Annotated in this window: 7 protein-coding genes; all 7 read right to left on the bottom strand. The window is 50.7% G+C overall.

Annotated features, from left to right (window positions below; translation table 11 throughout):
* Positions 1-28: 28 nt before the first annotated feature.
* A complete protein-coding gene (locus BM122_RS00480) occupies positions 29-1,741 on the bottom strand; it encodes a SulP family inorganic anion transporter (RefSeq protein ID WP_074902676.1) in 1,713 nt (570 codons plus the stop codon).
* Positions 1,731-2,939: an acetate/propionate family kinase gene (locus tag BM122_RS00475; protein WP_074902674.1), complete on the bottom strand. Its 1,209-nt coding sequence runs from the start codon at positions 2,937-2,939 to the stop codon at positions 1,731-1,733. The genes BM122_RS00480 and BM122_RS00475 overlap by 11 nt, the downstream gene beginning before the upstream one ends.
* Complete coding sequence (gene glgX / locus BM122_RS00470) at positions 2,936-5,104, bottom strand: glycogen debranching protein GlgX (RefSeq protein WP_083398259.1); 2,169 nt, start codon at positions 5,102-5,104, stop codon at positions 2,936-2,938. Before glgX ends, BM122_RS00475 begins: the two co-directional genes overlap by 4 nt.
* An 11-nt stretch (positions 5,105-5,115) precedes the next feature.
* A complete protein-coding gene (locus tag BM122_RS00465; RefSeq protein WP_083398258.1) occupies positions 5,116-7,635 on the bottom strand; it encodes a glycogen/starch/alpha-glucan phosphorylase in 2,520 nt (839 codons plus the stop codon).
* 213 nt (positions 7,636-7,848) lie between these two features.
* Complete coding sequence (locus BM122_RS00460; RefSeq protein WP_218151933.1) at positions 7,849-8,622, bottom strand: LOG family protein; 774 nt, start codon at positions 8,620-8,622, stop codon at positions 7,849-7,851.
* Positions 8,610-11,006 (bottom strand): phosphoketolase family protein, encoded by a 2,397-nt coding sequence (locus tag BM122_RS00455; RefSeq protein ID WP_074902671.1) that lies wholly within the window; start codon positions 11,004-11,006, stop codon positions 8,610-8,612. Before BM122_RS00455 ends, BM122_RS00460 begins: the two co-directional genes overlap by 13 nt.
* 261 nt (positions 11,007-11,267) lie before the next feature.
* The gene (locus BM122_RS00450; protein ID WP_074902670.1) at positions 11,268-11,870 is read right to left on the bottom strand and encodes a hypothetical protein; all 603 of its coding nucleotides are present in this window, start codon (positions 11,868-11,870) and stop codon (positions 11,268-11,270) included.
* Between the last annotated feature and the right edge of the window lie 470 nt (positions 11,871-12,340).

Below are 12,340 nucleotides of genomic sequence, written 5' to 3'. Positions count from 1 at the left end.
AATCATTCCTTTCAGTGATGGTTAACTGTTATCGGTCATTTTGAACACCGTGAACACAGTTATGCGCTTGCGCTTCTCTTGCCAGAAGAGTTTCAACTGCAGAGTGGACGGAATAGAAAATATTTTCTGCACCAATTTTCTTACCCAGCCCCATTGGTTGCCCGTACTTACGCATATACAGCTTCGGTCGCGCAACGGCTAGACGCACACCACGGTTCTGTAGCTCGATAATCAGATCATCGATAGCCTGTGCCCCGGTAATGTCAAGTTGGCTAATGGATTCAGCGTTGAGCACGAACCAGCGTGGTTTGGGTTCAGCACTGTCTACCAATGACAGTACCCGCGCCTTGAAGTAATCGGCATTAAAAAATAGCAACGGTGCATCGAAGCGGTAGATCATCATTCCAGGCACCGGCCGAGCATCTTCCGACAGACTGATGTCATTGTAGCCAACCACGCCTGGGACAATACCCAGCAGCGTATCTGCCGGTCGATAAATCTTGATGAGTACATTGAGCAGCGCCAGCGTGATCGCAAGCACTACACCCGGTAGCACACCAATGGCGAGCACTCCAACTGTCGTCAGCAGGGACAAACTGAACTCGAAGTGGTCGATCACGCGTAAGCGGCGTATACCAGCAATATCCAGCAGGCCCCAAGCAGAGAAAATCAGCACAGCAGCTAGAGCAGGAATAGGCAGATGTCCCAGCGGTTGCGTTAAGAATAGCACGATCCCGGCTGTAGCCAATGCAGCGACCACCGATACCAGTTGAGTCTTGCCGCCGCTTGCATCATTGACTGCCGTACGTGAGTCAGCGCCGGTGACCGCAAATCCGCCGCAGAGACCCGATGCCATGTTAGCAAAGCCGATCGCGCGCATCTCCTGATCGGCATTGATACCATAACCATTGCGCGCAGCAAAGCTCCTCGCAGTAAGCATGCCACTAGTAAAGCAGACGATAACCAGACCGACTGCGCTTATAAAAATGCCCTGTACACCTTCATAACCCAGTCCCGGAAGCGAGAATGACGGCAAGCCGGATGGAACCTCACCGACCAGTTTGACCGAGCCCATATCTGACCCCAACAGAAATACGGTCAGGCCAGCAACCAGCAGCGCGATCAGTGCTGCTGGCGCACGGGGGAGATAGTGTTGGATCAGAATCAGCAGCACCAACGTAGCACACCCTACACCCAAACTGTAGCCATCCATTTCGCCGAGGCGTCCAGCCAGTTCCATCAGCGAGGGTCCAAAATCCAGGTTTGCCACCGCAATGCCGAGCAACTTGCCCAGTTGTCCGGCAATAATGCTGAGCGCAATACCGTTGAGAAAACCGATCAAAATCGGGCGCGAGAAGAAATTCACGATAAAACCCATATGGGTCATGCCACCAAAGACCATCAGTAGGCCTGCCGTGAGCGCCATGCCAGCCGAGAGCTTCAGGTAATAATCCAGATCGCCGCCCGCTATCGGCAGCAGCAATGCAGCAATCATCGCACAAGTGGCCGCATCTGGCCCGATCATGAGTTGTCGCGACGAACCAAACAAAGCATAGATCAGCACGGGCAGTATGCTCGCATAAAGACCAACCTCAGGCGGAAAACCTGCCAAATTGGCATAGGCGATCGCTGTAGGCACTTGTACTGCAGTGACCGAGAGTCCAGCGACCACATCATGCGTCAACCATTCTTTGCGATATTGGCGTAGATCGCGCAGCAGAGGTATCCAGTCACTCAACATATTCACCCTTTCTACTGTTTATCAGCCCCAGTGTATGGCGTGCGATCATCAATTCTTCATTAGTAGGTATCGCCCAGACTGAAACCCTGCTGTCCGCCGACGAGATGCACGGGCCACCGCGCTCATTGGCGGCGGTATCGACCGACACACCCAACCAGGCACAAGCTTGCAGAATGCGCGCACGGATCACCGGTGAATGCTCGCCAATCCCGGCTGTGAACACTATACCATCCACTCCTCCGAGCACCGCGGTGAGCGCACCGATCTGTTTGGCGGTGTAATACACGAAATACTCAACTGCCAATTGCGCGCGTGAATCGTGACTTTCTAGCAAGATGCGCATATCGCTGCTGATGCCAGACAATCCAAGCAATCCCGACTCTTTGTACAGCAGCTTTTCCATTTCGACACCTGATAAGCCACACTGATTGGCGAGATGCAGCAATACGCCTGGATCAAGCGCACCCGGCCGCGTCCCCATCGGTACGCCATCGAGTGGTGAAAAACCCATAGTCGAATCGATACTTTTGCCGGCTTGCAGGGCACACAAGCTTGCCCCACTGCCAAGATGGGCCACGATCACCCGTCCTTTAGAAATCTCGGGGGCAATCTTCGGCAATATGAGCGCGATATACTCGTATGACAGGCCGTGGAAACCATAGCGTCTCACTCCGGATTCATAGTATTTCCAGGGCAATGCATAAAGATCAGCAACCTGCGGATGGGTGCGGTGAAATGCCGTATCGAAACACGCAACCTGCGGTACCTGCGGTTGCCTTTCGCGTATCGCACGGATCGCTGCCAGATTGTGGGGCTGATGCAAAGGAGCGAGCGGAATCAACTGTTCCAACGTCGTGAATACCTCGGAATTAACCAACACAGGATGGGAAAATTGGGTGCCGCCATGGACCACCCGATGCCCCACGGCGAATAGCAACTCATGTTGCAAGTGCTCACGCAGCCAGGTGCCGACGAGCGTGATGGCGTCTGCCACTGTAGCAGCTTCCGAAGTTGTAAAATCGGATTCAACCAGCAGCGCTCCTGTGCCATCTTTTGCCTTCAGACACGGACGAGTACCGATACCATCCATCTGCCCGCGTACTACCGCTTGCAAATTTCCAGCGCCATTCACACGAAACACCGAAAATTTCAGACTGGATGAACCTGCATTGATCACCAGAATGATACTGTTGCTCATGCACGTGCCTCGAGCACGACCACACTATGCGGACCGACTGGATAGAGTTCCGCACCCACCGGCATCTGATTCTCGCGAACAAAGATATCCGCAGGCGCTGATTGGGCTGTGTCGATTGCCAGATGCCAGCATCGGGAACGCAAGGATGGCAAAGGTGCACCCAATGGCTGATCCGACATATTCAGTACTACGTGCAGGTCCTCTTCGTCCTCACGCTGACCGGCGATGGTGAAAGCCAGAATACGCGCTTGCGAATCATGCCAGAGTGGCTCATGGAGCCTTCTTCCGTGCCAAGTAATATCAGCCCTATCGCGGCCAGGCACGAGTGAGCCAGTAAAGAAGCGATTGCTAGTCAGGCTGGGATGCCGCCGGCGCAGCGCAATCAATTCGCGTGTGTAACGCAGCATATCGGCATTGTGCTCCGTAAGTCGCCAATCAAACCAGCTGAGATCATTATCCTGACAATAAGCATTATTGTTACCATGCTGGGTGCGCAGCACTTCGTCGCCGGCTAGCAGCATAGGTACACCACGTGATAGCATGAGAATGGCCAGTAAATTTTTCGCCTGCTGCAAGCGTAGCTTGAGTACTGCTGGATCGACGCTCTCGCCCTCAACCCCGCAGTTCCAGCTTAAATTGTCGTTGCTGCCATCACGATTATCCTCCCCATTAGCTTCATTATGTTTGCTGTTATAGCTCACCAAATCATAAAGGGTAAATCCATCGTGGCAGGTAATAAAATTGATGCTGTTGGTCGGCTTACGCTCGTCGCGAGCGTAGAGATCGGCACTACCAGAAATGCGTGTCGCCACTTCACCCACGAGCCCGGGATCACCGCGTACAAAGCGCCGCATCACATCCCTGTATTGACCGTTCCATTCAGACCAGGCCATGCCGGGAAAAGCACCCACGTGATATAAACCGGCTGCATCCCAAGCCTCGGCGATCAACGGAACCTGGGAGAGTATGCGCGAGGACTCGATCGCCCAGGGCAAGGGTGGGTTAGCTAGCGGTAAACCATTGTCACCGCGTGCAAAAACACTGGCAAGATCAAAACGGAATCCATCCACCCCCAGTATTTCCACCCAATATTCCAGACAGTGCACGATAAATGCCGTTACCATCGGATGATTACAATTCACGGTGTTGCCGCAGCCAGTAAAATCGAGGTAGCGACGCCGGTCACTGACATCGAGATGGTAAAAAATGTCATTGGCAAGCCCCCGGAAATGAATCACAGGTCCAGTTTCTCCATCCTCTGCCGTGTGGTTGAACACCACATCCAATAGCACACGGATATTAGCTGCATGCAATGCATCGACCAAGTCGCGAAACTCTCGCGTGACACGTACTGGATCGATACAATAACCAGGATGTGGCGCCCAGAAACTGTGCGTGCTGTAACCCCAATAATTGCGCAGCCCACGAGCTGCAACGCCAGGCTGAACATCCTGCGTGTCGAACGCCATCACTGGCAGAAGCTCGACGTGAGTGACCCCAAGTGCCTGCAGATAGGGAATCTTTTCCTTGAGTGCAGCAAAAGTGCCAGGGTAAGCTACTGCGGCGGAAGGATGACGAGTGAAACCACCCACGTGCAGCTCATAAATTATCGCCCCTTCCAAGTCGGGCTCCTTCCAGCGCGGCATTGCACCAGTTGAGATTCCTGGGAGTGGCTCGACAACAATCCCCCGCAAGCTTCTCGCCTCACTGTCCTGCTCACTGCAGACAGGTTTGCGGTTCCATAGCGTATCACTCACCGCCTTTGCCCAAGGATCGAGCAATTCTTTATTGGGGTAGAAACGCCGTCCAGTCGCAGCGGTATCGCTGGGACCGTCCATACGCCAAGTGTAATACGTCTCGGCTGGCAAATCCTCGACGAACACATGCCAGAAAAAGAAACTGCGATTAAGTTCTGGATCGAGAAGAATCACCTGAAATGGCATTGAACTATCCGCAGCTGCATACAACAGCAGCTCCGCCCGTTTTGCATGTCGACTGAAGATACAGAAATTCACACCTTCCGCACTGACAGTCGCACCGGGCGGAAATCGGCTTCCTGGTCTAACCGTAAATGGTGGGGAAATCTTGACGTGAATTGGTGAGACCAAATTGGTTTCGCCTGCGTTGCTCTTCCCTTGTGTGCTTCCTTTACCTTGTGGCAACATAACGACCAGCCTTATAATTTCACCGTCGCTGGCTGTACATTCCAGATTTCATCACAGTATTCACGGATTGCGCGATCGGAGGAGAATTTGCCACTGCGTGCGGTATTGAGAATAGACATGCGTGTCCAGTTTTCCTTATCCTGCCATGCAGCACTTACTCGCTCCTGGCACGCGACATAGGCGGCATAATCAGCCAGCACCAGGAACGGATCGGAATAGGTCAGGTTGTTGACTACAGAACGGAATACTTCGGCATCACCGCGGGAAAAATATCCGCTGTTGATAAGTTCCAGCACTGTACGCAATTCAGAATTGCTGGCAATGCAGTCAGTTGGGTGATACCCTTCGCGCTTAATATGCTCCACCTCCTCGGTAGTCAGGCCAAACAGGAAAAAATTCTCTGCACCGACCTCCTCGCGTATTTCCACGTTGGCACCATCGAGAGTACCAATGGTGAGCGCGCCGTTGAGCATGAATTTCATGTTGCCGGTGCCGGAAGCTTCTTTACCGGCAGTGGAAATCTGTTCTGACAGATCGGCAGCCGGATAAATGAGCTGAGCGTTCTGGACGTTAAAATTAGGCACAAAAGCTACCTTCATGCGTGTATTCACATCCGGATCAGCATTAATTGTCTCGGCCACACCATTGATGAGCTTGATAATACGCTTGGCCATGAAATAGCCGGGTGCGGCTTTACCGCCAAAAATAAAAGCGCGCGGGGAAATGTTGAGCCCTGGATTCTCTTTTAGGCGACGGTAAAGCGTGACGATATGCAACACGTTTAAATGCTGTCTCTTGTACTCATGAATGCGCTTGACCTGAATGTCAAACAGCCAAGTGGGATCAAGCTCGATGTCGGTATGTGCTAGGATGTAGTCAGCTAAGCGCTTCTTATTAGCCTCTTTGATTGCACGCCACTTGCGCCGGAAAGCGGCATCATCGGCCTTGGCTTCCAGTTGGTGCAGCTGCTCCATATTCACTGGCCATTGCTCGCCAAGTGCCTCATTGAGCAAGGCGCGTAATCCCGGGTTAGCGAGTGCCAGGAAACGGCGTGGTGTAACACCATTCGTTTTATTGCTGAAGCGTTCAGGCCACATCTCGTAGAAATCCTTTAACACACTGGCCTTGAGCAAATCAGAGTGCAGTGCAGCGACACCGTTAATGGCATGGCTGCCGACAGCGGCGAGATGTGCCATGCGAACGCACTTCTCGCCCTCTTCGCCGATCAAGGACATCCTTGCCACACGCGCTTCATCCCCTGAAAAACGCGCACGCACCTCATCGAGAAAACGACGGTTAATTTCGTAGATGATTTCCAGATGACGCGGCAGCAACGCCTGGAACATCGGCAATGGCCATGTTTCCAATGCCTCGGGTAACAGCGTGTGGTTCGTGTAACCAAAAGTCTGAACGGTGATAGCCCAGGCCTTATCCCAGTCCAGCCGCCGTTCATCCACCAGCAAGCGCATTAGTTCAACCACCCCGATGGAGGGATGCGTGTCATTGAGTTGCACAGCATAACGTTCTGCAAAATTCTCCACGGGTACGCCTGAGAGAGACAAGATATGAAGCATATTCTGCAGCGAACAGGAAACGAAGAAATATTGTTGACCCAAGCGTAGGTGCTTGCCGATCTGCGGCTCGTCGTTAGGATAAAGTACCTTGGTTACTGTTTCGGAAATTATCTTGTCCTCTACCGCCTGGTAGTAATCACCCGTATTGAAAGCCTGAAAGTCGAAAGATTCTACTGCTTCGGCACTCCACAACCGCAAGGTGTTGCAGTTGTTAACACCATAGCCTTGAGTTGGCGTGTCGTAGGCAGTGCCCTTTACCACTCGATATGGCATCCAGCGCACGCGATCGTTTCCCGCTTCATCGCGATAATATTCGGTGTGGCCACCCCAATTGACATAGTGAGCAACTTCTGGCTTTGCGATCTCCCACGGGTTGCCATAGCGCAACCATTTATCTGTTATCTCCGCCTGCCAGCCATCATGAATCTCCTGGTCAAAGATGCCGAATTCATAGCGAATACCATAGCCAACAGCCGGACGTTGCAAAGTTGCCAGCGAATCGAGATAACAAGCGGCGAGTCTTCCCAGACCGCCATTGCCCAATCCCGGCTCCTCCTCACACTCAAGGACGATGTCGAGGTCCTGGCCGAGTTCAGCCAGTGCAGCGCGGGCCTCTTGCTCAATGCCGAGATTTAATAGGTTATTGCCTAGATGCGGCCCCATGAGAAATTCCGCTGAGAGATAACAGACGATTTTGCGTTTGAGATCGAAATTAGTTTGTAGGGTGTTCAGCCAGCGGTGCTGCATGCGATCACGTACTGCCAGCGCGAGCGCATAATAATAATCATGTAATGTCGTGGCCACCGGTGGGTGACCGATGGAATAGCGCAGATGATCGGTCACGGCTTGTTTGAGCGCAGCGACCTGCATACCAGAGCGAACATCCACGTCTGTAAGACCCGTGGTGGTAACTGGGGGGGCAATTTTTATTTGTTTCGGGGGTGGTTTGCTGTCCATGATGGTGGATTCCTTTTATAGTCATTTTGATTCCATTTCTACATCAAAACTGATTTTGTCAGCTTCACCTTGCCGTATTATTGATATTGCCCGCTGCTGCCTGCGCGTCATTTTTGATTTGGAAATGGAATGAGATTTGCTCGCTTCCGGCCATTCTTATTCCGTTACAAAATTCTTCTCAATAAGCATGTATCCATTCGACTACTTCAGTGTTCAATTTTTAGCAGTCTTACTTTCAGCGTACTCGGCTAGCCAGCGTGCATGGTGTTCTCGGATGATGGTAATTGCCTCATCAGCGGTATCCACGCAGCACGGTATCTTCATGTCTTCGGCGTTAGCCAATTCGAATCCCTGGCGCAACATCATCTTCGTCGCCCAGTCGACCAGTCCTCGCCACATCGGACCGGTAAAAATCAGCGGCGTATCATGCAGATGCCTCACCTGCAACAGTTGCCAAATCATTGTCGACTCAAGCACCGTGCCAATACCACCCGGTGCGACAATATAAGCATCGGACAGCAGGACGAAGTGTTGCAAGCGGGTAAAAAATGTCTGATGCTCGAAAGCCTCCGCAACGAATGGATTGACCTCTTGCTCAAACGGCAGCTTCACACGAATGCCAATGTTATGTACTCGCTCCGGCGCTTTGGCTGCTTCCGCACCTTCGTTGGCCGCCTGCATCAAACCTGGCCCCCCACCTGTCACAATATCGCAGCCCATGGCTGCCAGTGCCTCTGCCATGCGCTTAACCTCTTTATATACCCAGTGACCAGGTTGAGTGCGGGCCGAACCAAAAATCGTGACGCGATAGCGCTCGCGCCTGGAAGGTCGTAAACGCGTGAGATTGTTTACCGCTGCCCATAGCCCAAAAATCGTCTCAACAAGGATGCGCTTCACCGCCTCCTCGTCAGCCAGGCTGACAGTTGTCGCATTTGTAATGGATGAAGAAGATTGCTTACTCATGTTACTTGGCCTCAATGAGGCCATACCCAGTTGGTGAACTCATCCTTGTCAGTACCATGCTCATGCGCATAGGCCAGATTGAGGATGATCTGATTTTTCATCTGCTCCTTTAGATGCGCCGCCTTGGCAGCAAGCCCAGGAACCCGATCGATGACATCGATCACCAGCGTAAAACGGTCGGCCTGATTCAAAATCGCAAGTTCTAGCGGGGTATTGATGTTGCCACGCTCTTTATAGCCGCGCACATGCAGGTTTTCGTGATTCTTAAAGCGATAAGCGAGTTTGTGAATCAACCAAGGATAACCGTGGAAATTAAAAATCACTGGTTTGTTGGTCGTGAAAAGGCTGTCAAACTCGCGATCGGTTGAGCCGCATGGGTGTTCCGTTATCGGTTGCATTTTGTAGAGATCCACCACGTTGACAAAGCGTACTTTCAGATCAGGAAGATGTTCACGCAACAAAGCCGTTGCGGCAAGCGCCTCCTGAGTAGCTACGTCTCCGCAGGATGCCATCACCACATCCGGCTCCACCCCTTCATCGTTGCTGGCACGACCCCAAATCCCAACACCCTTGGCGCAATGCACAATCGCCTCCTCAATGGTGGTGAATTGCAAATGCTTCTGCTTGTCGGCAACAATCACATTGATGCAATCGGTTGAGCGCAAGCACTGATCCGCAATTACCAGCAGGGTATTCGCATCGGGCGGTAAATAAATACGCGTGACGCTTGGGCTCTTGTTGGTCACCAGATCGATAAAACCGGGATCCTGATGCGAAAAGCCGTTATGATCCTGACGCCAGACGGTGGAGGATAGTAGAATATTCTGTGACGCCACCGGTGCGCGCCATGGGACATGGTTCTTCGAAATATCCAGCCATTTAGCGTGCTGATTAAACATGGAATCGATGACATGAGCGAAAGCTTCGTAGGTATGGAAAAAACCATGCCGGCCGGAAAGAAGATAACCTTCCAACCAGCCAATCAGCGTGTGTTCGGAAAGCATTTCCATCACCCGTCCATCGCGGGACAATTCACCACCATCTGCATCCTCTGGCAACAATTCCTCCATCCAAACCTTCTTGCTCACCTCGTAGATCGACTGCAGGCGGTTGGATGCTGTCTCATCGGGGCCAAATACACGGAAATTAGTCATGTTATTGCGCATCACATCGCGCAAAAACTCTCCAAGTGGTTTGGTGTTCTCATACAGTACTTTACCAGCCTCCTTGACTTCGACTGCATAGTTACGGAAATCCGGCAGTTTAAGATCTTTGCGCAACAGACCACCGTTGGCATGGAGGTTGGCGCTCATGCGCCTATGTCCCTGTGGAGCGAGCGCACGCAGCTCTGGTATGAGCCGGCCGTTTGCGTCGAATAGTTCTTCAGATTTATAACTCTTCAACCAGTCTTCCAGCAGCTTTAAATGCGCGGGATTGGTGCGCACATCCGAGAAAGGCACCTGATGCGAGCGCCACGATCCTTCAGCCTTGTGACCATTGATCTCTTTGGGCCCAGTCCAGCCCTTGGGTGTACGCAAAACGATCATAGGCCAGCTCGGCAGCTCAGCCTTACCACTCTCGCGCGCTGACTTCTGGATAGCGCGAATCTCGGCGATAACCGTATCGAGCGTCTGCGCCATTATCTGGTGCATGGAATCAGGATCATCGCCTTCAACAAAATAGGGGGTATATCCATAGCCGTGAAAAAGTGCTGCCAGCCGGTCAGGACTGATGCGTGCAAGAATGGTCGGATTAGCAATTTTATAGCCATTGAGATTCAGAATCGGCAGTACGGCACCGTCGCGGATCGGGTTAATAAACTTGTTTGAATGCCAAGCGGTAGCAAGTGGGCCTGTCTCAGCCTCGCCATCACCCACTACGCAGGCAACGATGAGGTCGGGATTATCCAGGCATGCACCATAAGCATGGGATAGGCTATAACCCAATTCGCCACCTTCGTGAATGGAACCGGGGGTTTCCGGAGTCACGTGCGAACCGATTTTCCCAGGAAAGGAGAATTGTTTCAAGAACTTGCGTAACCCCTCTGCGTCTTCACTCTTATCGGGATAAACCTCGGAATAAGTACCTTCTAGATAGGTAGGCCCGATAACGCCCGGCGCCCCATGTCCAGGCCCGGCCATAAAAATCATGTCGAGATCGTCGCGCTTGATGACTCGATTAAGGTGCAACCAGACAAACGATAGCGCCGGGCTCGCACCCCAATGTCCGAGCAGTCGATGCTTGACATGATCGATCTTGAGCGGTTCCTTGAGTAGTGGATTGTCTCGCAGATAAATCATGCCTACTGAGAGATAGTTGCAGGCGCGCCACCAAGCATTCATCGCGCGCAACTCTTCTGTACTGAGTGGATTGCTGGCAGTTGTAGGCTTTTGTGCGGTGTAGTTCATCATCAGCACTCCTTTTTAATAAAGCGAAGGGATATTATGAAAATCCTATCTAAATATCCTTGCAAAAAAAATACGTGTGAACACGTAGGAATAACTGAAGTCCCCAAGTTTACTGGAGACTCCGCTCCTCAAGAGAATGGAGCTATGAATCAATCAATAAGATACTCACCTAAGGTTGGCGAACAAGCTGTCCCATGATTATGAGATAGTTGTTTTTTTATTCAGGCTGCTGCTATTTATTTGGCTTACGAGTTAATTTTATTAACGGAGAGGCAGAGGAGAAACTAGATCTGTGCTTTTATGAGTGAATACAAACAATGCGGTGTATGCATTGAAGAAAGTGTCAGCAATAAACGGTGAAGATGACGCAACAAATCGATTAGATGGCAACTCAAAAATATCAAAATAGAAATTTGCGTATCCAGTCTGGTATTCAGCTTTATAGATCGCTAATTCAGGCAGTGAAATAGGTATTAAAGAAGCTTGAATTGGAGGGATTCCAACGAAAGTATTTCCCAATTCAGTTCCCAGCGAATTTATCACTATATTAATACGATAGGTAGCATTTTCTGCACTTCCTTGAACCATGTAGCCATGTTGTCCCAACCACCCAGCAACCACGCCTAGTATAAAATCTTTATCCAGACTTATTCCGGAAATATCAAGCTTGACATTTGCACCCTGCGGAATAGGCAAAGCCGATTCGGGTCGCTTGGAAAGACTGCGCATCACTGCTTCACTGATTAGTAACTGCTCGGTCGCCGTCCTAAGAGAATTTGTCATTTTCTGGGTAGTTGAACAGGCTGAAAGCAAATAAACTAATGCCGCGACTAAACAAATTACTTTAACCATTTTCTTCATCATGGCGCTTCGTTCCTTATTATTCGTTGATCCTTGATCTTCAGCTGATCCATTGTATCAATGAGATCATAATCATATCATTAGGGTAATCTTGAGTGTTTTAGGCAGGTTAAATGAATGTTAAACTCAATACTTTCCTACTTATCTATTAATAAGATATCGAAAAAACGAAAGTAAACAAATACATGCAAGTACGTAAATATAATCTTTATTAAAAAGCGATCAGCAAATTCTTTTCTAACTTAATCTATACTTCAAATCAGTAATCAGTAGATTATGTACTTAATGTGATGACCCATTGCATCATGCCTCTAATTTTGAAATCAGCAGGAATTTTTGCGGATCTGATTAATGATGAAGACTCTACCAGTTTAACTTTACAGCAGTAAAGTAGCGCATTGTCCAGATTCCGTAGATGGAGTCCGGTATTTATGATCACGCTGCTAATTAGAGTACAGGCCTTGCTTATCCAC

The organism is Nitrosomonas communis (genome assembly GCF_900114745.1).
Classification (GTDB): domain Bacteria; phylum Pseudomonadota; class Gammaproteobacteria; order Burkholderiales; family Nitrosomonadaceae; genus Nitrosomonas; species Nitrosomonas communis_A.
This window is presented reverse-complemented; position numbering and strand designations above follow the sequence as displayed.

Coding starts and splice junctions, on each gene's coding strand:
- BM122_RS00480 (WP_074902676.1), bottom strand. CDS start 1,741: ATGTTGAGTGACTGGATACCTCTGCTGCGCGATCTACGCCAATATCGC.
- BM122_RS00455 (WP_074902671.1), bottom strand. CDS start 11,006: ATGAACTACACCGCACAAAAGCCTACAACTGCCAGCAATCCACTCAGT.
- BM122_RS00475 (WP_074902674.1), bottom strand. CDS start 2,939: ATGAGCAACAGTATCATTCTGGTGATCAATGCAGGTTCATCCAGTCTG.
- glgX (WP_083398259.1), bottom strand. CDS start 5,104: ATGTTGCCACAAGGTAAAGGAAGCACACAAGGGAAGAGCAACGCAGGC.
- BM122_RS00465 (WP_083398258.1), bottom strand. CDS start 7,635: ATGGACAGCAAACCACCCCCGAAACAAATAAAAATTGCCCCCCCAGTT.
- BM122_RS00450 (WP_074902670.1), bottom strand. CDS start 11,870: ATGATGAAGAAAATGGTTAAAGTAATTTGTTTAGTCGCGGCATTAGTT.
- BM122_RS00460 (WP_218151933.1), bottom strand. CDS start 8,622: ATGGCCTCATTGAGGCCAAGTAACATGAGTAAGCAATCTTCTTCATCC.